Below are 22,909 nucleotides of genomic sequence, written 5' to 3'. Positions count from 1 at the left end.
GGAAGGGAGCTTTTTCGTATGTACGGATTTAGATTAGCCTTCGATGATTTCGTATTCTTCGTCTGCTAATAATAAAATTTGTGTTTTCTTACCTTTGTTTTGAACTTCGATTACATCGTAAGCACCTAAGTCTCTTACTTTGCTTTGAGAAGCATTAACCATAACTTCAATAGAATCAATTAAGATATCTTCTTCAATGTATGATTCAGGCAATGCCATATCTTCAGTATCTAATACACATGCGTATAGATTTTGTAAGTTTTCAGCAGTTGGATTTTGTTCTTCAACATCAATGATGTTTTTTACTGCTTCCATATTTTCTTCTTTTGCTTGGTATACTTTAATTTTAGCCATTGTTTTAATCTCCTTTATAACGTAATCGTAGAGGCTACACTTCATTATAACGTTTTTTTCATGAAAGATGAAATTGTTATATGTATTTATAGGGAAATTTAAGTGTTTTTACCCATTATAGACGTAATTTCATGATTTGTGTAATGAATAAGTAACTATATGCCTAGGTTAAAAGTATACTGTCTAAGCTCTTCTCATATTTCATCCCTATACTATATGTATTAGATAAAAACATATAGTATAGGGATGGAGTGTAATGGATTGTGAGTCAGCATGAAATTGTAATATCTTATTGCATTTAATGAGATGAAAGGTATCGTATCATATCATGCGTGCAAGAGGACAATGAGGTTATCTTTGTAGATTGCAAATCATTCATGAGTCTAATAACTGTTATCGTATAGCATTTATGATAAAGGCATTGAAATTGAAGTTGAGACTGATCACAATCATAGAAGAAAAGGATTGGCGACTATAGTTAATGCAGTGCTAATTTTGTACTGTTTAGAAAAAGGGATATATCAAACTGGGATGCAGCGAATACTACATCCGCTAAACTAGGATATGTTTTTGATAAAGCGTATCATACATATTTTGTGGATAATAGATGAAATCGTTGTACATAAAAGAGCAGCTAGCAAAAGCTAGCTGCTCCTCTCCAAGGGGGAATGGAGAGATACAATCATGTTACTTACATTATTGACAAAACAGTGATTTTTAATCAAATAACTATAAAAGTTTAGATAAAATATCTTTGATTAAACCAGAGGATCCAATCAAAAGTACTGATAAAAAAACGATTGAGAATATACTTTTTTGAGGCTTTTTAAATTCCATGTATATGTTAATAATGGCGCCAATTGCAACTATAATAAAAATAACGAGTCTTAATATATCTAGCATGAGTAACGCTCCTTTTAAATACTTAATTGTATTATATAGGAATTTGCGTTCTGATTAGTTTGTTGGAATACGATTTAAGGTAATTTTAAACAAACTAATCTTTTATACGAAAGTAAGGTTAAGGAAAAAGACAGCGTATGTAGTAATAGTATATCTTGTAGAAGCTGATGTTGACCAAATAAAGTAGGGTTATTATAAATGTGGAAAGTAGATAATTAATATATATGCTCTCTTTATGTACATTTACAACTTAAATAATAAAACATGCTTGTCATAATGACCCAAACACCAATTATATTTTTCTAGAATAATTGGATGAACAACTTCTTTCGTAGTATCGACCTCAGTATAGCCATATTTCTTATAAAAGTTTTCTAATTCCTCAAAAGGAAGACAATATACATTTGATACTTGTAAATTCTTCGCAGTTTCTACTAAAAATGAAACGAGTTCCCCGGCTAATTGTAGCCCTCTAAATTGAGGGAGAATATAAATCCCGCCCATTTCTAAAGTATCTTCATCTATTTGGACTAATCGTCCAACACCTGCATACGCATTGTTGTATGTAATGATTGCAACTTTATCTCTTTTTAAATCACTTCGTACAAATCCTATTGAGTCATATTGATTATTAATCCATTCTAAATCATTAGATGTAGCCATATGAATACTCATTTATATTTCCCCTTTATAAAAAATGTGATTTTCCCATTATATAGAATATAATATCAGGAAAATTGGTCATACTGGCATGATTTTTATTATTAGTTCAAGTTTTGAAGAATAGTGCATACAATATAAAGTGTTTTCCTTTCTTCATTTAAGTTTTACGTATATAATTTAAAAGTACTATTTTTATTTTATATATTTTATATTTATAACAGAATAGAGGTTTAAAAATGGGTGTTAAAATCATTACGGATAGTGCGGCGGATTTACCGGTAGAATTGCTGCAAGCATATGATATTGATTTAATTCCACTCCGTGTATATGATGAAGCAGAAACAGAGTATTTAGATGGAGTAACATTAGAGTCAGTTACATTATTGCAAAAAATGAGAGAAGGCGCTGTTTATAGAACGTCATTGCCTTCCCTTGAAACTTTCCAAGAGAAATTTATTTCTTATGCAAAAGAAGATAATCCTTGTATATATTTAGCTTTTTCATCTGAACTGTCTGGTACATATCAATCATCAGTTCTCATTAAAGAAGAAGTAAAAGAAACATATGCTAACTTAGATTTAGAAATTATTGATACGAAATGTGCTTCGCTTGGTCAAGGGCTTGTCGTTTTAGAAGCTGCTAAAATGGCGAAAGACGGCGCATCAAAAGAAGATATTTTAAAACGTGTTGATTTTCTAATGAACCATATGGAACATATCTTCACTGTAGCTGACTTACAGTACCTTGTTAGAGGTGGACGTTTAAGTAAAGTAGCTGGTTTTATCGGTGGTTTACTAAACATTAAGCCGATCTTAAACGTGGAAGAAGGAAAACTCGTACCACTTGAAAAAGTACGAGGGAAAAAGAAAGTATTGAGCCGTATCGTTGATATTATGGAGGAGCGCGGAAAAGACCTTAAAGGTCAAACAATCGCTATGACTCATGGCGATGACTTAGAAACAGCTGAAGCATTAAAAGCATTAATTACAGAAAGATTTGGCTGTGAAGTATTTATCGTAAATACAATTGGAGCAGCAATCGGTGCACATACAGGACCTGGCGTTATAACGTTATTTTTCTTAAATGAAGTAGAGTAAAGGATTGATCTTTTGATCAATCCTTTTTTAATATTATTCTATAATTACCGGTCGATATGGTATTGGTGAAGATAAGATCATAGAAGTTTTAACTGTTCCAAATGGTATAACGATATCAATTAATTCTTCTAATTCCTTCATAGAGTGAACTGCTACTTTTAAGTAATAGCTGCTTTCACCTGTTACTCGGTGGCATTCAAGAATCCTCTGTTCTTCGTATATTTTCTCCTCAAATTTTTTGCATGGAATCTTTAAGTTTTCGATCCTTAAAAATGCTTGAATTGATTTTCCAATTATATCAAGTGATATTCGAGCTGTATACTTTTCAATTATTCCTGCATCTTGTAACCTTTTTAATCTTTCTGTGACACTAGGACGGCTGAGGTGTAGATGCTCAGTCATTTCTGTAATTGTCATTCTGGCATCCTCTTGTAATAAAAGGGTTATTTTCTTATCGATTTCATCCATGAAATATGCTCCTTTACAAAATTGAAAATAAATTTCTGAAATAAATACATAATATAAAATCTAATATTAAATTACATACACTTTTGTATATTGAATAGAGTGATAAGTTTCTATAATTAAAATATAAATGGAGGTGTATGTAATGTCTAATTATTTTAATGAAACAATTACTATTAAAAAAGGAACAGCTTTATACGTCGGAGCGGTTTTAGGATCAGGAATTCTAATATTACCTGGTATGACAGCAAGTGTAGCAGAAGGGAATGCAATTGTTTCGTGGCTTGTTATGATTTCACTTAGTATTCCACTTGCATTCACATTTGCTTTTTTATCAATTGAATATCCAAGTGCTGGTGGAATTGCTACTTTTTCAGAGAAAGCTTTCGGCAAAAATATAGGCGCCATTATAGGTTGGTCTTTTTTTATTGCGGGTAGCGTTGGGCAAATTGTTGTTTCAATGACTGGTGGCATGTATATAGTGAAAGTGTTTGCTTTATCATCATATTTTACATACGTTATAGCGCTACTTATTTTAAGTATTTCAATTGGTTTCAATTTATACGGCTTAAAAATGAGTGGTTTGTTTCAAGTATGTATTGGTGTATTAACTTTTTTTATTTTAATCGTAACTATTATTAGTTCGCTACCTTATATTGAAATGAAAAATATAAATATACATTTTTCTATGCATGAAATAAACCCAATTTTAAATGCATCACTATTAATTTTTTGGTCGTTTTTCGGGTGGGAAGCTATTGCAAGTTTAGCTCCAGAATTTAAAACACCTAGAAAAAGGAATGTTATTTTTTCTACAGGGTTTGCGATTATTATTATTGGAATTTTATATATTGGTATTGCATTATCAGTAATTGGAACGAAGTCCTATCATATAAATGCTGATAATACTACAGCATTAGTGCTTGTAATCAAGCAAACATTAGGTGCCCAATTGGCATGGATAATTGGATTTGTAGCTTTTATCATTTGTTTAGGGACGACAAATGCATTTATTGCAAGTATGGGGCGCTTAGGTTATTCACTAGGGAAAGAAGAAATTGCACCTCGTTATTTAGCACATATTAATGAAAAAAGAGAAAACCCAACAAATGCAGTAAAAGTGGTAGGTTGTATTGCAATAATTGGTTTGCTAATAAGTTTCGTTTTTCAAATTAGTATAGAGAACATCGTATTAATACCAAACTCATTAGGAATTATTACATATATAGTCGGTGCTGCGGCTGGAATGAAATTAATAAAAAACAAGTTAGGAAAAGTTTTTTCTGTAGTAGCTTTTACATGTTGCATAGTGGTTTATCCTTTTATTGGGGGAGTAATACTTATTCCATTGGCAGTATCATTCATATGTTTATGCTATTTGCGGTTTCGTAACAGAAGATAAATACGAATGAGGTTATAGAAATCTAAATATTTAAAGATATTAAATTTTTTTCGTTTCATATATAATTGTGAAGGGGGAATATTTGTAACTATTTGTAACTATTTGTAAAAAAAGGAGGCGGCTATAAAAATGCATGAAATTGCTAAATGGGATTTAGGTCGATTGTATTCGAATACAGATATTTTAGTTCCAATATTGGAGTTGAAAGAACAATTTTTTGTAACAAAAGATATAGGGATTCTTTCAAATCTTATACAATCTATTGAAAAAGCAGAATACTATTTGTACTGCCGATCAGCTGAAGAAAGTGTTTCATCTGACATTACTAGATTGACTATGAAAGTAAAGGAACTAAAAAGTGAAGTGGAAATTACCGATAATACTAGGTTAATAAAAGATGAACTTCATGCGTGGGAAAACATGTATATACAAATAAGGAATAGGATAGAAATAGAGCACAATAATAAGCAATTATCATTTGGACAAGCAAATCATATTGCAATGAATAGTGATAATAAAAAGGAAAGACTAGAAGTATTCGAGTCATTAACATGTGCTTTACATAAGGAGAAAGAAATTTTTGCTACTGTATTAAATCAAATAGGAAGATTGCGTAATACAAAGGGCAATGAATTAGAAGATAGAGAGATTTTAGCAAGGTCCCTTCATGCGAATGGCATTTCAGAAACTGTATTATTACAAATATGGAATGCGACAGAAGAAAACCTAGATAAATTAGTAAGTGCTTTAAACGTGTATAAAAAAGGAAAAACTTCGATAACATGGCATGAGCTTATGACAGTAAAGGAAAATAATGAGATTAGTATTTCTTTTTCAGTAGCAGTACAAAACATATACGATGCATTTAAAAATATAGATGAAGAATTAGCAGAATTTGCACGTAATGCGATAGAAAGTGGTTGGGTAGATGCAGAGCCGAGAGAGAATAAACCCCCAGGTGGATTTTGTGCTCCTTTTTTCAGTGAAAAAGAATCTCGAATCTCTATGCGTTATGACGGAAGTATCGATAGTGTAAGAATACTTGCCCACGAACTAGGACATGCTTGGCATTTTTATAATATGAGTTTTGAGCAATCCTTTTCTTTTTTAGATGATTATTTGCCAATGAGTACAGCTGAATCAGCGTCTATTTTCTTTGAAACGTTGCTTATAAATTATCTAATTCAAACAACAGATAGTATAGATATAAAAAAGTCATTGCTTAGCTGGAAAATAAGAAACTGTTTTAATTATGTAATGGCAATTCGAGCATCGTTCGAATTTGAGAAGAACTTTTATGGGAAATGTAAAGAAAGTCCTTTAAGTGCTGATGAAATCGAGAAATTATCTATAGCAGCGCAAGAAAAAGCATATGGGAATGTATTATCAGAATATCAGCCATTTGTTTGGATGAAATATGTCCAGTTTTATATAGCAGATGTTCCTTTTTATAATTATCCATACACATTTGGATATTTAGTTAGTTTTAGTTTATTAGAAATAGCTAAAGAAAATAAAAGTACGTTTCATTCGAAGTATAAAGAGTTTTTAAGAGAAACTGGAAAGGCTCCAGTGGAAGAGCTTATAAAAAAACATTTTGAAATAGATATAACAAGCTATGCATTCTGGGATAAAGCTTTTAAACAAATTTCTAAAGATATTGATGCATATTTGAGGCTTATATAAGGGGAGAGTATAGTGAATCACCAACTTATAAAGGGAATACCTTTTTCAACTTTAGAATATGCAAAAGCTATAAGTTTATTAAAAGGTTGGCTACATGAAAAACAAGAAAAACCAAGATTTGTAGTAACTGCAAATCCTGAAATTGTTATGTCTGCAAAGGAAAACACGGCTAAATCAAAACAATTTAAAAAGATATTACTTTCTGCAGATTTAATAACAGCGGATGGAATTGGCGTCATAATTGGTTCAAAAATATTAAAAGGAACGCTGAAAGAACGCGTCACTGGGGCAGATATCACTCAAGATTTAATAAAACATTGTAATGAAAATGGATATCGGGTCTTTCTTTTTGGAGCTGCTCCAGAAAGTAATAAAAAGGCATTAGAAAAATTAAATGAGCAGTTCCCAGGAGCACAGTTTAAAGGACAGCATGGGTTTGTAAATGGCGAAGAAATAGAAGAAGTAAAAATGAAAATTAAGCAATTCAAGCCGGACTTACTGTTAGTAGGACTAGGCTCACCCAAACAAGAAGAATTCATCTATGAAAACCTACAAACATTAAACATTCCGCTATCTATAGGTATCGGAGGTATGATCGATATAATATCTGGTACTGTAAAAAGAGCACCGAAAATTATGAGGGATACAGGAACTGAATGGTTATATAGATTACTCTCACAGCCGAAAAGATTTAAGAGACAACTTGTACTTCCGAAATTTTTAATTTCAGTTATGGTAGAGAGGATGAAAGGAACACCAAGTTAAGAAAGGATAAAAAAGATGATAGAGTCGTTTTCTAATGAAAAAGCTAATATGATATTACAAGAGCTGCAAGTAGAGTGCGAATCTTTATTTGAATTTAAAATAAAAAAAGTAATTCCAATTCATCGTGGTTGGTTAAACTTGAAGTGGAAACTCGAAACGGATGTAGGGAACTTTGTATTAAAGCAATATAATAAAGAACGATATAAGTTATATGACCCATTGACGTTATTGCAAGCATTACACCAACAGCAAAGGCTACATAATAATGGTGTAAGTTGTCCAAAGCTTCTAACTTATAAAAATAATGTAATGCATACATCAAAAAATAATGAAAGATTTGTAGTTTTAGAATATAAAGAAGGTAATCTAATTTCACCTGGAAAAGTGAATGAAAAGGAAATCTACTCTCTTGGGAAGACAATAGGTCATATGCATAATCTGTTAAATGATGGCTCTTTAATAGAAGGAGAAACCACTAAATTTGTTCCGCCTACTAAAGAGGAAAGGTTGACACATTGGGAAGAGAAAAGGAGAGAAGCAGAGAAGCTAGGAAAAGAGCACATTCTTCCTTATATAAAATTACAACAAGAGGCAACACAATTGGTAAATGTAGATCAATTTTATAATAGTAAAAAGGGATGGGTGCACCGTGATCTATGGGTAGATAATTTCTTATTTCATAACGATAAGGTTTCGGCAATTCTAGATTTTGATCGTATGGATTATGATTATGTGGAATTGGATATTGGGCGTGCGGTTATATCTTGTGCCTTACATGATGGGGTTTTAAATAACAGTCTTATTGCTTCATTTTTAGTGGGATACCGTCACAAATTAGACTTTCCAGTAGGGAGTATTGTTCGGGCAATTCAAATGCTTTGGTATATGGAGAGTACATGGTGGATTCACGCCAATATGGATCAGCATAGTGTACCCCCTTCACGTTTTGCGGATGAAATGAATTGGATAGCTAAAAATTACGGTGCATTACATAATATATTGGCAGGCTTATAAGTGAAAAAGGAGACTATATTCATGAATAAAATCGGCATTATCGGAGCGATGCAAATTGAAATAGACTTACTTTTAGAAAAATTAATTATGCAAGAAGAACAAATAATTGCAGCAATGCCTTTTTATGTTGGAGAATTCATGGGAACTGAAGTAATTGTTACAAGATGTGGCGTAGGAAAAGTAAATGCGGCCGCATGTACGCAAACATTAATTCATAAATTTGATGTAGATGCTATCATCAATACAGGTGTTGCTGGCGGGCTACATCCAGATGTAAAAGTTGGAGATGTAGTTATTTCAACTAACGTAACTCATCATGATGTAAGTAAGACTCAAATGAAAAATTTATTTCCATTTCAAGAAGAGTTTATCGCAAATAAGGAATTAATGGAGTTAGCACGTATTGCATGCAATAGTAGTAGTTTACATATTGGGATTCATGAAGGAAGAATCGTAAGCGGTGAATGTTTTGTTGAAGATTCAAAACTAAAAGCGAAATTAATAGATAAATATGCACCGCATTGTACAGAAATGGAAGGTGCAGCAATTGGACATGTTGCCTACATAAATGAAATACCGTTTCTCGTTATAAGATGTATTTCTGACAGCGCAGATGATGAAGCTCAAATTTCTTATGACGACTTCGCGAAAACGGCTGCAAATTATTGTTCAGAAATTATCATTGAGATGCTGAAAAATATATCGAGTAAAACAGTACTATAATTCCAAAGGAGAGAATGAAATGTTACAAGCATTAATTTTTGATATGGACGGAACGTTATTTCAAACAGATAAAATTTTAGAATTATCGTTAGATGATACATTTGAGCACTTAAGATCTCTACAATTATGGGATACGGTAACACCTATTGATAAATACCGTAAAATTATGGGTGTGCCTTTACCGAAGGTTTGGGAAGCTTTATTACCGGATCATTCTCTTGAAATAAGAGAACAAACAGATGCATATTTTTTAGAAAGATTAATTGAAAACATTAAAAGCGGAAAAGGTGCTTTATATCCGAACGTAAAAGAAATTTTCATATATATAAAAGAAAATAATTGTTCAATTTATATTGCTAGTAATGGTCTAACTGAATATTTACAAGCAATTGTATCTTATTATGATTTAGACCAATGGGTTACTGAAACGTTTAGTATTGAACAAATAAACTCACTTAATAAAAGCGACTTAGTAAAAAGTATTTTGAACAAATATGATATAAAAGAAGCAGCTGTAGTCGGGGATCGTTTATCTGATATAAACGCAGCTAAAGATAATGGCTTGATTGCGATTGGATGTAATTTTGATTTTGCACAAGAAGATGAGCTTGCTCAGGCGGATATAGTAATAGATGATTTACTGGAGCTGAAGGGAATATTGTCTACTGTGCAGAGATTATAAAATGTGTGCAGTTTTTTGCCAATTGCTATATATCTTATTCCACGGAGGAAATATGCTTAAAGATAATTTTAACATTAGTAGTATTCCCGCGGTTTTGTGGGGAGATAGAAGTGAAAAAGTTTTTATTGCAGTACATGGAAATATGTCAAATAAGGAAGATGTAGTTATTCAAAAATTAGCTGAAGAAGCTAATCAAAAAGGTTATCAAGTATTAAGTTTTGATTTACCTGAGCATGGAGAAAGAACAAATGATAATACACCTTGCAAAGTACAGGTTTGTGTTAGTGAATTATCTATAATTATGAATTACGCAAAAGAACATTGGAAACAAGTAAGTGTGTTTGCATGTAGTATTGGAGCTTATTTTAGTCTTTTAGCCTATCAAAATGATGTGATAGAAAAGGCATTATTTTTATCACCAGTAGTTAATATGGAACGAATTATTGAAAATATGATGAAATGGTTTAATGTAACATCGGAGCTTTTGCAAAAAGAAATGACTATAGAGACACCAATTGGCCAAAAGTTATATTGGGATTATTTATGCTATGTAAAAGAACATCCTATTAATACATGGAATATAGATACATATATTATGTATGGAGCTAAGGATGAACTGTGTGAATTTGAAATTATTAACGATTTTACAAAAAAACATCGTTGTGAATTAGAAGTCTTGGAGACAGGTGAACATTATTTTCATACTGCAGAACAGTTAAAGATATTTGAACAGTGGTTACACAAACATATCAATTAACAAATTACAATTTATCTGGAGTCTGTTTAAGAATAATGGCGAATATATAAACTAATACAATATTTGAGAGATATTTTAATTATATGGCTTTATTCATGATTTTTGAGTACAAATAGCTTTAAATGTATAGAATTAGATAATTATATTATCAATTTACATTTGAAGTGAAAAATAGCCATTCTACAAATTGAATAAAGTAACAATCATAAAAATGCTCAGAATAAATAATTCTAGAGCATTTTTATGTATTTCAAAATTAAGGGGGAAATCACTTGAAAGATATACTTATTCAACAAATAGAGGATTTATTGATATACGAACACGATTATCTTGTTCAAGAAAGCAAAGAAGAAGGATTCAAATTCCTAATAAAACTAATAAGTGAATATGAAAATAAAATAAACACATTTAATAAAAATGGTGAATGTTTATTTGGTATTTTTCAAGGGGAAAAGTTAATTGGAATAGGAGGGTTAAATGAGAATCCATATACAGAAAATAATAAGATTGGTAGGGTGAGGAGATTTTATATTTCAAAGGACTACCGTCGTATAGGGCTAGGGAATTTGTTGTTAATCCGAATATTAAATCATGCGGAAAAGTATTTTAAAGTGGTTGTTTTACATACAGATACAAAGCAAGGTGATGCGTTTTATACTGCAAATGGATTTGTGAAAGGGGAATTAGTTAAAGGATCTAGTCACTATAAAGTATTATATGAGTAAGAAAAGAGACCTCTGCTTATAAAAATAAGCTTATGAAGTCTCTTTTTTCTAGTCAATTATGTTTAACATTCATTTCTTTCAATAATCCCTTCGGATCACCTTTTACATAATAAAAATGCGGATTATTTTCATCATCGTAAAGCATAATATAAGGCTTTTCGTTAAGTGGGAGAAGAATAAGTACTTCATCAATTGTTGAATGTAGCCATTGATTTGTAATAGAAACTGGTTTAGATAAAGGGATTTTTATCATGTGACCATCTTTTGGAACGACGTTTAAGTTTTTGAATGGGCCAGTAATCGATTTAGCATATTGAATAGCTTCTTTTTGAATAGCTGGATCTAAAGATTGTTTTTGAACGACCATTTCTTTTTGACAATCAAATACTTCAATTTGTTGATTTGTATTTGCGAACGCATTTGTTGATAATAAGAAGAAAAGAAGAGTAATGACTCCGATTTTTTTCATCATAGTACAACACCTCGTTTTTACTATACCCTTAAATGGTTCAAATATTTTTCTGTCACATACATGTAACAAAGAAGTTGTATGATACAATTGATTTTTGTTTAAAAGCAATGGAGGATAATGTATGAAAGTATTAATCGCAGATGATGAACAAGATATGCTAAGGATTTTAAAAGCTTATTTTGAGAAAGAAGGCTTCGAAGTTTTCTTAGCGAAAGATGGAGAAGAAGCACTTCAAATATTTTATGATGAAAAAATTGATTTAGCTATTTTAGATTGGATGATGCCGAAACATAGCGGTATTACTGTTTGTCAGGAAATAAAGAAAAACTCAAGTGTAAAAGTATTAATGCTCACGGCGAAAAGTGAAAGCGAAGATGAATTAGCAGCTCTTCAAAGCGGGGCAGATGAGTACGTAAAAAAACCATTTCATCCAGGTGTACTCATTACTCGAGCGAAAAAGCTAATACAGCATGATGATGTCATTCAAGTTCAAGATTTGAAAATTGATTTTACGAAAAATAAAGTTTATAAAAATGACAAAGAATTAGATATTACAAAAACAGAGCTAGAATTAATAAAGTGTTTTTTAAATCATAAAGGCATGATTTTAACTCGTAAAAAATTGTTAGATATCGTATGGGGATTTGACTATTTTGGAGAAGAGCGAACTGTTGATACACATGTAAGAAGATTACGTAAAAAAGTTGGAGGAAATATTATAAAGACGCACCGCGGGCTAGGATATAGTTTGGAGGAACAGAGTGAATAAACTTGGAAAAAAGCTATTTCTTAGTATATCTTTAACCGTTATTCTTATATTTACGATCTCTTTATTATTAATTAACTATCTTTTACCGAAATATAATATTTACAAAACACGAGAAAGCTTAGAAGGTATTACAACGCAAATTCAGTCCATACCGAGAGAACAATTGGATGAAGCAATTACGAGCATTGAAAATGGGGGGAATGTTACGATTGCGTATACATCCATAAAAGACTCAGAAGATCATATTAATGATGAGTTACGTATGCAACTTACAAAAAAGAGAGTTGCCCTTAATAAAATTTGGATTACAAAAGAAGAAATAATGAAAGTAAAGAAATTCGGACATTCGAATAAAATATATGATCAAGAGAAAATCAAATCTAGTTTTTTTGTGAAATACATGGCGAAAGATGATATGTTGATTTTAGTAGGAGTTTCTATCGCGCATTCGAATGAAATAATAAAAACGTTAAACTCATTTTATTTATTCATTTTAGTTATTACGATTTTTCTCATTATCGTACTTGTATGGATATTGTCAAAAACAATTACGACACCGCTGAAAGAATTAAGTGATGTCGCAGAAGATATTTCACGTTTACAGTTTAAAAAGACAAAAGTGAAAACGAATGATGAAATAGGAGACTTAGCTACTAGTATTAATATCATGAGTGAAAAACTACATGAAGCACATCAAGATTTAACAGATCGTAATGAACATTTAAAACGATTTATGGGTGATGTGACGCATGAATTAAAAACTCCAATCGCGTTAGTGAAAGCATATTCTATGGGAATAAAAGATGGTCTAGATGATGGTACATACATAGATACAATTATTAAACAAGCAGATCAAATATCAAACTTAATTGAAGAACTATTACGATTTTCGAAGTTAGAAAGAGATGTTTTACAAAAAGAAGAATTCCCTATTAAATCACTAGTCCAAAGTATATTAGATAAGCATAAGATTGAACTGGAGTCGAAAGAAATTAATTTGCAAGTGAACTATAATGTTGGCGATGCAATTGTTTATGCAGATGTAAATAAAATGAGAATGGTGTTCCAAAATTTAATTTCTAATGCGATAAAATATACATCAAATCAAAATATAAAAATTACATTAGAAGATCGAAATGAGAGTGTATATTTTCAAATTCAAAATGGTATGAATGCTGAACATATGAAAGATATCGATAAAATTTGGGAACCTTTTTACGTCTTAGAATCTTCTCGTAGTAAAGATCATTCGGGTACAGGACTAGGCTTAGCGATCGTGAAAAGTATTTTAGAAAGACATGGTTTTGACTATGGCGTATTTACTATAGGGGAAGAAATACGATTTTATATTCATATGAAGAATGACTAATTCAATACTAGTAGAAGCATCGTCTATTAATAGGCGATGTTTTTTTATTGATATATGTAAGTAGTAATTCAAAATATATAACCTTGAAAGCCCGTTGGAAGAGTGTTCTACAAATTTCTCAAGTTGTTGTATAAAATATAAACTGAATTTTCTGTAATTTTATTGTATAGTAAAAAGAGAAATATATGGGGAGGGAAGGGTATGGGGAAAAAGAAAATAGCAACATTATCAGCAATATTATCTTTATCAATTACATCAGGAGTTTCTAGCACGACTGCGTATGCAGACAATAAAGAAACAAACTACATAAATGAGAATGACGTGAAGTTAAATGGAAAAGTTTCAGAGGCGTTACAATCAAACACGAAAATTGAATTAGAAAATGGGATGACAAAACCGATTTATTCGCTTGATGAAGCAATTATTGAAAATTTATTTGTAGAAACGGAAGTAGATAGTGATCGAGATGGAAAAAAGGATCGTGTATCGGTAAAAGTTATGCGTCCAAAAACTGATTCGAATGTGAAAGTTCCTGTTATATATGAAATGAGTCCATATCGAGCTGGTTTAAAAGATGTTCCTGTATATAATGTAGATGAAGAATTGTATGCGTATGAAGGGAAACCGTATGGAGCTGTTAATCTTGGTTCGTATGGAAATTATTATGTACCAAGAGGCTATGCAGTCATTTTAGGCGAAAGTATTGGAACTGGAAAATCAGATGGATGTCCGACTACTGGAGATGAACAAGAAATATTAGGGACGAAATCTGTCATTGATTGGGTGAATGGACGTGCGAAAGCATATACAGAAAATGGTGAGGAAGTTAAGGCGGATTGGTCAACAGGTAATGTAGGTATGACAGGAGTTTCTTATAATGGTACGTTACCGAATGCTGTTGCAACGACAGGCGTTGAAGGGCTAAAAACAATTATACCAATCGCAGCGATTAGTAGTTGGTATGATTATTATCGTGCAAACGGTGCAGTGATTGCGCCAGGTGGATACCAAGGAGAAGATACAGATAATATGGCAGAAGCAGTATTAACAAGGGAAAACCCTGAAGTTTGCGGACAAGTAATAAAAGAGCTAACAGCCGGACAGGACCGGAAAACTGGTAATTATAATGATTTTTGGGATAAACGAAATTATGTAAAAGATGCTAAAAACGTAAAAGCGAGTGTGTTTGTTGTTCATGGTTTAAATGATTGGAATGTAAAGACGAAGCAGTTCGCGCAATGGTGGGAAGCACTTGGAGAGAATGATGTTCCTCGAAAAATGTGGTTACATCAAGGTGGACACGGTGGAACATCAACGAATGACTGGCAAAGAACACAAAATAAATGGTTCGATTATTGGTTGTATGGAATTGAAAATGGAATTATGAATGAACCAATGGTCGATGTACAACGTGAAAATAAAACTTGGGATAAAATAAAAAATTGGCCGGATCCATCAGCTGTGCCGTCAAAAGTGCGAATGTATTTAAGTAATAAAGCCGTTAATTTACCATTAAGTATGGGTTCTGTTAATAAGATGTTTTCATTCGTAGATGATGCAAAAATGAAATCAAACCAATTAGTTGCAAACCCAGAATTAGAAGTAGCCAATCGATTAGTGTATACAATGCCTGTACTGCAAAAAGATACGCGTATAAGTGGTACACCAAAGATTTCAATTACGGGAAATATTGATCGATCTGTATCAAATTTAACCGCTTTACTTGTTGATTATGGAGGAGCGAAGCCGGAAATCGTAACGAGAGGCTGGATGGATCCACAAAACATAAAGAGTATAGAAAATTCAACGGCGATTCAACCGGGTAAAGATTATACATTTACATGGGATATGCAGCCAGATGATTATGTATTTAAAGCTGGGCATCAAATAGGGGTCGTTTTAATGGCTAGTGACTATGATTATACAATTAGACCGAAAGCGGGCACGAAGCTTACAGTAAAATTAAGTGAAGTAGCATTGCCAATTGTGAAATAAATAGTTGTGAATAAAGAGCTTACCGTATAGTAAGCTCTTTACATATTGAAAGGGGAGTTTATTATGAATTTTTATTGGTAGATACAAAAATACTTACAACAAATAAGAAAATTGCATTCATGATCAATTGGCCACTAAATATAAGCCCCGCAAAACCTCCAGCGAATCCATCTCCTACTTTCTCACCAATTATGTGCAAAGTAGCGAAGAAAACAATGGGGGCAGCAAGAATGAAAATACCACTAGATATTTTCCATATTTGTCTATATTTCTTCGCTATAAAGAAAATTAGAGCATTAAAAGCAATAAGAAGTAAAAGAAATATAATGAATGAATTCATCATATCCTCCTTTTGGTAAAGAGTTTGAATTTTCATTATTTACATTGGCATTTCAAAGGAAATATTATACAATATAATTATATTCTATGGAAAGCGAGTGATATAGTATGACAGTCAGCTCTTTCGAATTTTCATTAAAAGTAAAGGTACAGGAAGATTAATTGAATGAAAATCTTCCGTACGTAAAAACGGAGGAGAAAATAAATGTTTAGTTTTTATAGTTCACTTTGCACGGAACTTTATGATTACACAAAGCCTGTCGGTTATTCTTTAAATGGTGATATTGAGTATTACGAAGAACGTTTGAAAAATTGTAGAGGTAGAATTCTCGAAGCAGCAGTAGGATCAGGGCGTGTCATCATCCCGCTTCTTGAGGCTGGTTTTACAGTAGATGGGATTGACTATTCACCTGAGATGCTAGAATCGTGCCGTATAAGATGCAAAGAGAGAGGCTTACACCCTAATTTATATGAAGGAAGCTTACAAAAATTTTCACTTCTGCAGAAATATGAGGCAATTATCATTCCTACTGGTTCTTTTTGCTTAATTGAAAATCGAGAGGACTCTATAAATGCATTGAAATGTTTTTATGAACACCTTAATCCAGGCGGACGATTAATCGTAGATATTATGCTTCCGTATGACTGGAAGACGGGGGAGATTCATACATCAACTTTTTCTTTGCCAAATGGAGACGGAATTACATTAGAAAATAAATCAATTGAAATAGATTGGCTGGATCAAACTACTCTATCATATTTAAAATATGAAAAATGGAGTAAAGGGCAGTTAGTACAAACGGAATTGCAACGCTTTGCGGTGCGTTGGTATGGAATAGAAGAGTTTAAACTTCTTTTAGAAAGTATTGGTTTCTCTAACATTACTTGCTCTGCTGACTATGTTTTTGAAAAAAAACCGTCAAATGCAAATCAAATGTTTACTTTTGAAGCAGTGCGAAAAGAAAAATAAAGAAGTATGTAAGAAAACAAGGCGATCGATACAAAATCGATTGCCTTGTTTTAATTGTATATTACGTACATGTTATTACGTTTTCATTGTCCAAGCATCCTTCTATTAACTACATATACTATTTATATTAAAGACAGTCACTATTTTAAATAGAACTGTAATGATTCTATAAATGATATTTTAGAGAGATAGGGGATAAATTTGACAAACGAAGAACAAGATAGAATTGAAAATCAAGTGTATTCAAATCGAGTATTAAGATCAGAATTTGATGCGAATTGGGAAACTTGTATATCAAAAAGTGGTTATGTAATTTATGTAGCAACAAGTAATAATGCTGAAGTAATAGTACTTCTTGCAGATGGTTCAAGTAAATTATTAATTTTCGAACAAGGCGGAAAAGTAGTAGTAGGCGGTGGTGGAACAAGTCATTACAGTAAGCCGCACATCGCAAGAAATATTTAAGGTAGAACAAAATGCCGGAAAATGGTTAACTCATTTTAGTAGAACTTGATGTACTAAAAAATACTTTTGAATGATCAGAGAAGTTTGTAGGGAATTGTACGGATCAATATTTGAAATATAATGTATGGTTTGAAGAATTCTATAAGCAATAAAAAAGCATTTCCTATTTCGGGAAATGCTTTTTCTATGTTATAGTATAATAGTGTTTTGGAACAATGCTATTTTAATATATTTCAAATCTTGTTGTGTATTATTTTTATATTAAATTAGTTGCGTGACCATTTTTTTATATAAGGAGTAATAATTAGAGAAATGAAAAATATAGACTTTATACTAGAAAGTGATGAGGCATTAAAACCATCTGAACGATTAGTACTATTATTATTAGAGAAGCATAGAATGTTATATACGAACGATCTATTGGCATTATCTAATTTATCATATAAAACATTAACGGATTCATTAACGGCGCTTGTATTAAAATCATATGTGTTAAAGGAAACAGGTAAGGGAAGAAGACAGAATTGTTATAGATTGGTATGATAAGACTGCTGATTTTAGAGAGTTTATATTAATATTTATCGAATATAAGGGAAAAGTGCATTTTTGTTTTCAAATGAAAAAATGAAATAAACTTAAATATTTTTAATTTCATTTTTGTTAATGATAATTTAATCATTTTAAAAAATAGAAAAATAAAATAAACTGCATAAAACAGAAATAAAAAAACAATCCGTTTTTAAAACGGATTGTTTTTTTATTGGAATAATATTATAAGATGAATGGGAAATTGGAATAATTATTCTATTTCACTTGTATACTTTTCAGCCGCTTTAAGTAAATCATAGTCTTCACTATTTAAAGGTATTACTTGTAACATAATTTCTCCTCCATACTAAACATGATTAGTATTATTTTAGCAGAAAATTTTAATATCTAAAATAAAAGATAGTGATTAAATAGATAATATTATTATGTAAACTATAATTTAAAGAGGAATATATAATAATCAACAGAACATATAGAAGAGTGTGATGATGAGAAAACAGCCTATGATATAGCCTTAGAAAAAGGTCATACTCACCTTTTACATTATTTGCAACAGGGAGTGAACGTGTGATGAATAAATGGAGTGTAGGGATATTTTTATTTAATGACGTGGAAGTGTTAGATTTTGCAGGGCCATTTGAAGTTTTTTCTATCACTAAAGTACATGAAGAGAAACCATTTACTGTTTATACAGTTAGCCAAAATGGAGAAATGATTACAGCAAGGAACGGATTAAAGGTAAAGCCTGATTATAGTATTGAAGATTTACCACCAGTTGATATATTAATCATTCCAGGTGGTAAAGGCGCTCGGGAAAATGAAGTGAAAAATGATATTATAATTAATTGGGTTCGTCAGCAAATGAAAGAAGTAAAGCTAATGACTTCAGTTTGTACTGGAGCGTTATTACTCGCGAAAGCTGGTTTACTGGAAGGGTTAAAAGCAACAACACATTGGGCAAGTATTCAAACACTCAAAAAAGATTTTCCGAATGTAGAAGTAATGGAGAATATGAAATTTGTAGATGAAGGGCACATCATTACATCAGCCGGAATTTCAGCTGGTATTAACATGTCATTTCATATTGTGAAAAATTTGCTAGGTGTGGAGATTGCTGAAGAAACGGCTAAAAATATGGAATATGATATTATTGATTTACAAAATTAAAAAAGCCCAAATTGGGCTTTTTTCTTATTTTGAGTGTATATAGGTATGATCTATGCTCTAAACTTAAGCTCTTAAACAGTCATTCTAGTTTTATCGAATGTACGAAAATGCATCTCTTTTCTCCTTGTAACCACGTTAAAACAAGGAGAACTTTGTATGTAAAAAAACTCTTCTACAATAGTAGAAAAAGAATAACAGAAACTACTATTTTATGCCAGCATACATAAAAAAATTCAATGTAAATATGGAAATGTCGTCGAATGCTATCTTTAATTGGTTAATTAGTGAGATATTTTTGTGAAGGAGCTTATTTTATAAGAATAGAATTAAAGTTAATAAGAAATCATGCCGATGGTAGTGAAAATATATGTGTTAGGGGGATTTCATAATGAGGAAACTCAAGCGAATAAATGTTCCTAATATACAAGAACAACTATCACAGTCTAATGAGAATCGGGCAATTAATAAGAAAAAACTAAGGCGTTTTATATTCATGTTTATATTTATTGCGGCGGCTACTTTGTACGTTCAATTTATTTTAACGAAACAACAAGAAATAATTGTAGAAAAAAAAGATACAATTACGAATCAAAAAAAACAATTGGTTTCTTTAAAGAAAGATGAGGCTTCTTTAAAGACTAACATAGAAAATTTAACAGATGATGAGGAAGAAATTTTGAAATTTGCGAGAAAAGAATATCAATTTTCTAAGTCAAATGAAACTATATTTGTGTTGCCGAAGTAGTGTAATAGAACAGTTAGCGATAGCTAGCTGTTTTTTCATGTATGAATGTCATGGTACAAGAAACAATTACATATTGTAAAAATGAAGAGCTTGAGCTGTTTTTATACTTATGGAATATATACGAAAATAAATGTTGTTAAAATTCTGTCAATTGTATTATAATACAAGGTAAGCGGATACATTTTTTAATCAATGTTGAGTTTATCACTCATACGACTATTAAGAAAACCGTTATCCCGTATTAGAAAGGAAGAGAGCTGTGTACGCTTCAAATACAATTTATGTCGTAGGGGATGCGAAAGCACCTCAAAATAATCCCATTACCGAAAAGTTTAAAAGCTATTTTGTAGCGTTTGTGCTTGTTAAGGAGACTGGGGAAATTGTAGATGCAGATTGCTCAGCGACAATTGCATTAACATCACAGTTTGTTAAATATTTATTTCTACATAAAAATATTAATGACCCAGCATTAGTAATGGAAATAAAAGATCGTTATTTCGGTTCGTCTCAAAAGGCACTACTTGTAGCATTAAAAGATGCACAGAAAAAATATAATCAAATCGCTGCTTTGTCTACACATTCATAGACAAAATCCAGCCGTAAGAATCTTCTTATGGCTGGATTTTTTTATTTCACATGTACCTTCTACATGGAAAGTATGCACAAGCGGGGATCTTTTGATCCAAAAAAGTTAAGAATTAAGGCTTTATTTTGCTAGATAAAGAAAGGATGAACAAAATGAAAATTACCGATGTAAAAGTAAATCGTAGACGTGTAAATCTTCATACACCGTTTAAAACCGCGCTTCGTACCGTAACCGAAATTGAAAGTATAGATGTATATATTCATACAGATGAAGGAGTTGTCGGTAAGGGAGCTGCAGCTGCAACACCGATTATTACGGGAGATTTCGCTAACGGGATTGAAGAAGCAATTTTAGGGCCGATGCGTTCATGTTTAATTGGTCAAGATATCATTCAATTTCAGCAGTTACTGCAGCACATTCAAATGAGTTGCATTGGAAATCCAAGTGCGAAAGCAGCGGTAGATATCGCATTATATGATGTGTATTGTCAATATCGTAACGTTCCACTTTACGCATTATTAGGCGGGAAGAAAGAAATTCATACAGATATTACGGTGAGTGTAGATGAGCCTTTCATTATGGCGAAAGAGGCAAAGCAACATGTAGAAAAAGGATTTCAAACTTTAAAAATTAAAGTGGGGAAATCTGCACACTTAGACTTAGAACGTATTGAAGCGATTCGAAATAGCGTACCAAAAAATACGACGTTACGATTAGATGCAAATCAAGGGTGGAATCCAAAAGAGGCAGTTTCTATCATTAAAGAGATGGAAAATCGCAATTTAAATATTGAATTTATTGAACAACCTGTTCATGCGAAAGATTGGGATGGATTAAAGTACGTCAAAGATCATGTACAAACACCTATTATGGCAGATGAAAGCATATTTTCAGCGAGTGATGCATTAAAAATTGTGCAAGGAAGATATGCAGACTTAATCAATATTAAATTAATGAAATGTGGTGGCATTCGCGAAGCTTGGCGTATTGCCGATATCGCAGAAGCAGCTGGTGTGAAATGTATGGTAGGAAGCATGATGGAATCTTCTCTTTCTGTTAGTGCTGTTGCACATTTAGCTGCTGCACATCCTAATATTCATTACTTCGATCTTGATGCGCCACTTTGGTTAATGGAAGAACCGGAAGGAATGACTTATTCTGGATCAAAGGTAAATCTTCAATCGACAGTGAATAGTAAATCTTAGGAGAAGAGACTAGTAAATTATCTTTTAAGGGGGATATTTATGAAAAAAGTAGGAACTGCATTTTTAACAACTTTATTTATATTTTCATCGTTTACATCAGCAAATGCTGAAGAAAAGAAAGATAGTAAGGCGTTTATCGATGTATCTGCCGCAACACTTTGGACCACGCCTGATTCATTACGGCCAATTGATGCACCAAGTGCTACAAATCCAGTTGACTTGTGGAAGTGGACGAAATCGATGACGCTTGATGAGAAACTTTGGTTAACAAGTGCAAATAAATTAGAAACGCAAGCGTTATTAGGCCAAGAAGTAACAGTTGTAGATAAAAAAGGGGATTGGGTGAAAGTGTTAGTCCATGGTCAGCCAACACCTCGAAATGAAGAAGGCTACCCAGGATGGATGCCTGAAAAACAGTTAACATATAATCAAGAATTTGCAGATAAAACAAATGAACCTTTCGTATTAGTAACGAAACCGACAGCCATTATATATATAAATCCTTCTGAAAAACATAAATCGCTTGAAGTGAGCTATAATACGCGACTGCCGCTACTTAGTGAAGATACGATTTCATACCGCGTGTTGCTACCAAATGGGCAGAAAGCTTGGCTACGAAAAAATGATGGAACGGTTTACCGTTCTCAAAATGATATTCCAACCCCGGCGGCCGATGATTTAATAAACACAGGGAAAATGTTTTTAGGATTACCTTACATTTGGGCTGGTACAAGTGGCTTCGGATTTGATTGCTCTGGATTTACACATACGATTTATAAATCGCACGGTATTACAATTCCGCGAGATTCTGGTCCGCAATCGAGAAATGGAGTTGCAGTGGATAAAGAAAATTTACAAAAAGGAGATTTAATCTTCTTTGCACATGATCAAGGGAAAGGTAGTGTCCATCATGTGGGAATGTATATTGGTGACGGAAATATGATTCACTCACCAAGAGCTGAAAGATCAGTAGAGATTATACCGTTAAATACACCTGGATATATAGAAGAATACGCTGGTGCTCGTCGTTACTTACCTTAAA

General features: G+C 32.1%; 25 protein-coding genes and 2 pseudogenes. 22 read left to right on the top strand and 5 right to left on the bottom strand.

All coding sequences use genetic code 11. The features are described 5' to 3' along the window. Nucleotides 1-33 precede the first annotated feature (33 nt). Entirely contained in the window at nucleotides 34-354 is a 321-nt protein-coding gene (locus ACVWY7_RS21525) for a hypothetical protein (RefSeq protein WP_001062733.1), read from the bottom strand. A 396-nt stretch (nucleotides 355-750) separates the two neighbouring features. Between ACVWY7_RS21525 and ACVWY7_RS21520 the strand changes: the two are divergent. Then, nucleotides 751-965 (top strand): annotated as a pseudogene (locus tag ACVWY7_RS21520) (GNAT family N-acetyltransferase); the annotation flags it as partial. Between the two features lie 535 nt (nucleotides 966-1,500). Here ACVWY7_RS21520 and ACVWY7_RS21515 read toward each other — a convergent pair. Further along, entirely contained in the window at nucleotides 1,501-1,932 is a 432-nt protein-coding gene (locus ACVWY7_RS21515; protein ID WP_000022183.1) for a GNAT family N-acetyltransferase, read from the bottom strand. A 224-nt stretch (nucleotides 1,933-2,156) separates the two neighbouring features. Here ACVWY7_RS21515 and ACVWY7_RS21510 point away from each other — a divergent pair, with 224 nt between their 5' ends. Further along, entirely contained in the window at nucleotides 2,157-3,017 is an 861-nt protein-coding gene (locus tag ACVWY7_RS21510; protein ID WP_000538266.1) for a DegV family protein, read from the top strand. 33 nt (nucleotides 3,018-3,050) lie between these two features. Here the strand turns inward: ACVWY7_RS21510 and ACVWY7_RS21505 are convergent, their stop codons facing one another. After that, nucleotides 3,051-3,485 (bottom strand): Lrp/AsnC family transcriptional regulator, encoded by a 435-nt coding sequence (locus ACVWY7_RS21505; protein WP_000343325.1) that lies wholly within the window; start codon nucleotides 3,483-3,485, stop codon nucleotides 3,051-3,053. A 142-nt stretch (nucleotides 3,486-3,627) separates the two neighbouring features. Here ACVWY7_RS21505 and ACVWY7_RS21500 point away from each other — a divergent pair, with 142 nt between their 5' ends. From ACVWY7_RS21500 to ACVWY7_RS21465, 8 genes are all read left to right on the top strand, one after another. Next, complete coding sequence (locus ACVWY7_RS21500) at nucleotides 3,628-4,884, top strand: APC family permease (protein ID WP_105989670.1); 1,257 nt, start codon at nucleotides 3,628-3,630, stop codon at nucleotides 4,882-4,884. 129 nt (nucleotides 4,885-5,013) lie between these two features. Continuing rightward, nucleotides 5,014-6,570, top strand: a complete 1,557-nt coding sequence (locus ACVWY7_RS21495; protein ID WP_105989669.1) for a M3 family metallopeptidase — start codon at nucleotides 5,014-5,016, stop codon at nucleotides 6,568-6,570. Between the two features lie 12 nt (nucleotides 6,571-6,582). Next, entirely contained in the window at nucleotides 6,583-7,335 is a 753-nt protein-coding gene (locus tag ACVWY7_RS21490; protein ID WP_105989668.1) for a WecB/TagA/CpsF family glycosyltransferase, read from the top strand. 15 nt (nucleotides 7,336-7,350) lie between these two features. Beyond that, entirely contained in the window at nucleotides 7,351-8,349 is a 999-nt protein-coding gene (locus tag ACVWY7_RS21485; RefSeq protein WP_105989667.1) for a phosphotransferase, read from the top strand. 21 nt (nucleotides 8,350-8,370) lie between these two features. Next, nucleotides 8,371-9,072 (top strand): 5'-methylthioadenosine/adenosylhomocysteine nucleosidase, encoded by a 702-nt coding sequence (locus ACVWY7_RS21480; RefSeq protein WP_001033369.1) that lies wholly within the window; start codon nucleotides 8,371-8,373, stop codon nucleotides 9,070-9,072. Nucleotides 9,073-9,091: 19 nt separating this feature from the next. Next, nucleotides 9,092-9,754, top strand: a complete 663-nt coding sequence (locus ACVWY7_RS21475) for an HAD hydrolase-like protein (protein WP_456523970.1) — start codon at nucleotides 9,092-9,094, stop codon at nucleotides 9,752-9,754. Nucleotides 9,755-9,806: 52 nt separating this feature from the next. Further along, nucleotides 9,807-10,511 carry an alpha/beta hydrolase gene (locus tag ACVWY7_RS21470; RefSeq protein WP_456523969.1) on the top strand — a complete coding sequence of 235 codons (705 nt, stop codon included), beginning with the start codon at nucleotides 9,807-9,809 and terminating at the stop codon, nucleotides 10,509-10,511. Nucleotides 10,512-10,783: 272 nt separating this feature from the next. After that, nucleotides 10,784-11,236 carry a GNAT family N-acetyltransferase gene (locus ACVWY7_RS21465; protein WP_000651757.1) on the top strand — a complete coding sequence of 151 codons (453 nt, stop codon included), beginning with the start codon at nucleotides 10,784-10,786 and terminating at the stop codon, nucleotides 11,234-11,236. Between the two features lie 52 nt (nucleotides 11,237-11,288). Here ACVWY7_RS21465 and ACVWY7_RS21460 read toward each other — a convergent pair whose 3' ends face one another. Next, nucleotides 11,289-11,708, bottom strand: a complete 420-nt coding sequence (locus ACVWY7_RS21460) for a hypothetical protein (protein ID WP_000976088.1) — start codon at nucleotides 11,706-11,708, stop codon at nucleotides 11,289-11,291. Nucleotides 11,709-11,829: 121 nt separating this feature from the next. Between ACVWY7_RS21460 and ACVWY7_RS21455 the strand changes: the two genes are divergently transcribed. The 3 genes from ACVWY7_RS21455 (at nucleotide 11,830) to ACVWY7_RS21445 (ending at nucleotide 15,841) form a co-directional block, all read left to right on the top strand. Then, entirely contained in the window at nucleotides 11,830-12,477 is a 648-nt protein-coding gene (locus ACVWY7_RS21455) for a response regulator transcription factor (RefSeq protein WP_073523631.1), read from the top strand. After that, complete coding sequence (locus tag ACVWY7_RS21450; protein WP_073523633.1) at nucleotides 12,470-13,846, top strand: sensor histidine kinase; 1,377 nt, start codon at nucleotides 12,470-12,472, stop codon at nucleotides 13,844-13,846. Before ACVWY7_RS21455 ends, ACVWY7_RS21450 begins: the two co-directional genes overlap by 8 nt. Before the next feature lie 201 nt (nucleotides 13,847-14,047). Then, nucleotides 14,048-15,841, top strand: a complete 1,794-nt coding sequence (locus ACVWY7_RS21445) for a Xaa-Pro dipeptidyl-peptidase (RefSeq protein ID WP_105989665.1) — start codon at nucleotides 14,048-14,050, stop codon at nucleotides 15,839-15,841. Between the two features lie 61 nt (nucleotides 15,842-15,902). On the opposite strand, the gene ACVWY7_RS21440 is transcribed toward ACVWY7_RS21445, so the two are convergent. Further along, nucleotides 15,903-16,181 (bottom strand): hypothetical protein, encoded by a 279-nt coding sequence (locus tag ACVWY7_RS21440; RefSeq protein WP_001083948.1) that lies wholly within the window; start codon nucleotides 16,179-16,181, stop codon nucleotides 15,903-15,905. 204 nt (nucleotides 16,182-16,385) lie between these two features. Between ACVWY7_RS21440 and ACVWY7_RS21435 the strand changes: the two genes are divergently transcribed. From ACVWY7_RS21435 to ACVWY7_RS21395, 9 genes and pseudogenes are all read left to right on the top strand, one after another. Further along, entirely contained in the window at nucleotides 16,386-17,150 is a 765-nt protein-coding gene (locus ACVWY7_RS21435) for a class I SAM-dependent methyltransferase (protein WP_144507569.1), read from the top strand. A gap of 201 nt (nucleotides 17,151-17,351) precedes the next feature. Further along, nucleotides 17,352-17,615, top strand: coding sequence for a hypothetical protein (locus tag ACVWY7_RS21430; RefSeq protein ID WP_073523642.1), 264 nt, complete (start codon nucleotides 17,352-17,354; stop codon nucleotides 17,613-17,615). A 312-nt stretch (nucleotides 17,616-17,927) separates the two neighbouring features. Continuing rightward, nucleotides 17,928-18,158 (top strand): hypothetical protein, encoded by a 231-nt coding sequence (locus ACVWY7_RS21425; protein ID WP_000789031.1) that lies wholly within the window; start codon nucleotides 17,928-17,930, stop codon nucleotides 18,156-18,158. A 490-nt stretch (nucleotides 18,159-18,648) separates the two neighbouring features. Then, nucleotides 18,649-18,735: pseudogene (locus ACVWY7_RS21420) on the top strand (ankyrin repeat domain-containing protein); the annotation flags it as partial. Then, on the top strand, nucleotides 18,732-19,331 hold the full coding sequence (locus ACVWY7_RS21415) for a DJ-1/PfpI family protein (RefSeq protein WP_144507571.1): 600 nt from the start codon (nucleotides 18,732-18,734) through the stop codon (nucleotides 19,329-19,331). The pseudogene ACVWY7_RS21420 and the gene ACVWY7_RS21415, both read left to right, overlap by 4 nt. A gap of 388 nt (nucleotides 19,332-19,719) precedes the next feature. Beyond that, nucleotides 19,720-20,076: an FtsB family cell division protein gene (locus ACVWY7_RS21410; RefSeq protein WP_001228721.1), complete on the top strand. Its 357-nt coding sequence runs from the start codon at nucleotides 19,720-19,722 to the stop codon at nucleotides 20,074-20,076. Between the two features lie 259 nt (nucleotides 20,077-20,335). Then, nucleotides 20,336-20,662, top strand: coding sequence for a DUF3870 domain-containing protein (locus ACVWY7_RS21405; protein WP_000271324.1), 327 nt, complete (start codon nucleotides 20,336-20,338; stop codon nucleotides 20,660-20,662). Between the two features lie 143 nt (nucleotides 20,663-20,805). Then, nucleotides 20,806-21,867 (top strand): dipeptide epimerase, encoded by a 1,062-nt coding sequence (locus ACVWY7_RS21400; RefSeq protein WP_139242262.1) that lies wholly within the window; start codon nucleotides 20,806-20,808, stop codon nucleotides 21,865-21,867. Between the two features lie 39 nt (nucleotides 21,868-21,906). Next, nucleotides 21,907-22,908 carry a C40 family peptidase gene (locus ACVWY7_RS21395; RefSeq protein ID WP_105989660.1) on the top strand — a complete coding sequence of 334 codons (1,002 nt, stop codon included), beginning with the start codon at nucleotides 21,907-21,909 and terminating at the stop codon, nucleotides 22,906-22,908. Nucleotide 22,909 lies beyond the last annotated feature (1 nt).

The organism is Bacillus sp. TE9106W, assembly GCF_054062215.1.
The sequence above is the reverse complement of the archived record's forward strand: the minus strand, read 5'-3'. Positions and strand labels throughout refer to the sequence as shown.

Bases quoted from the DNA above. Each gene is read 5' to 3' on its own strand.
- ACVWY7_RS21480 (WP_001033369.1), top strand. From the start codon at position 8,371: ATGAATAAAATCGGCATTATCGGAGCGATGCAAATTGAAATAGACTTA.
- ACVWY7_RS21445 (WP_105989665.1), top strand. From the start codon at position 14,048: ATGGGGAAAAAGAAAATAGCAACATTATCAGCAATATTATCTTTATCA.
- ACVWY7_RS21485 (WP_105989667.1), top strand. From the start codon at position 7,351: ATGATAGAGTCGTTTTCTAATGAAAAAGCTAATATGATATTACAAGAG.
- ACVWY7_RS21395 (WP_105989660.1), top strand. From the start codon at position 21,907: ATGAAAAAAGTAGGAACTGCATTTTTAACAACTTTATTTATATTTTCA.
- ACVWY7_RS21475 (WP_456523970.1), top strand. From the start codon at position 9,092: ATGTTACAAGCATTAATTTTTGATATGGACGGAACGTTATTTCAAACA.
- ACVWY7_RS21435 (WP_144507569.1), top strand. From the start codon at position 16,386: ATGTTTAGTTTTTATAGTTCACTTTGCACGGAACTTTATGATTACACA.
- ACVWY7_RS21510 (WP_000538266.1), top strand. From the start codon at position 2,157: ATGGGTGTTAAAATCATTACGGATAGTGCGGCGGATTTACCGGTAGAA.
- ACVWY7_RS21470 (WP_456523969.1), top strand. From the start codon at position 9,807: ATGCTTAAAGATAATTTTAACATTAGTAGTATTCCCGCGGTTTTGTGG.
- ACVWY7_RS21425 (WP_000789031.1), top strand. From the start codon at position 17,928: ATGAAAAATATAGACTTTATACTAGAAAGTGATGAGGCATTAAAACCA.
- ACVWY7_RS21500 (WP_105989670.1), top strand. From the start codon at position 3,628: ATGTCTAATTATTTTAATGAAACAATTACTATTAAAAAAGGAACAGCT.
- ACVWY7_RS21410 (WP_001228721.1), top strand. From the start codon at position 19,720: ATGAGGAAACTCAAGCGAATAAATGTTCCTAATATACAAGAACAACTA.
- ACVWY7_RS21400 (WP_139242262.1), top strand. From the start codon at position 20,806: ATGAACAAAATGAAAATTACCGATGTAAAAGTAAATCGTAGACGTGTA.
- ACVWY7_RS21455 (WP_073523631.1), top strand. From the start codon at position 11,830: ATGAAAGTATTAATCGCAGATGATGAACAAGATATGCTAAGGATTTTA.
- ACVWY7_RS21525 (WP_001062733.1), bottom strand. From the start codon at position 354: ATGGCTAAAATTAAAGTATACCAAGCAAAAGAAGAAAATATGGAAGCA.
- ACVWY7_RS21505 (WP_000343325.1), bottom strand. From the start codon at position 3,485: ATGGATGAAATCGATAAGAAAATAACCCTTTTATTACAAGAGGATGCC.
- ACVWY7_RS21495 (WP_105989669.1), top strand. From the start codon at position 5,014: ATGCATGAAATTGCTAAATGGGATTTAGGTCGATTGTATTCGAATACA.
- ACVWY7_RS21460 (WP_000976088.1), bottom strand. From the start codon at position 11,708: ATGATGAAAAAAATCGGAGTCATTACTCTTCTTTTCTTCTTATTATCA.
- ACVWY7_RS21515 (WP_000022183.1), bottom strand. From the start codon at position 1,932: ATGAGTATTCATATGGCTACATCTAATGATTTAGAATGGATTAATAAT.
- ACVWY7_RS21440 (WP_001083948.1), bottom strand. From the start codon at position 16,181: ATGAATTCATTCATTATATTTCTTTTACTTCTTATTGCTTTTAATGCT.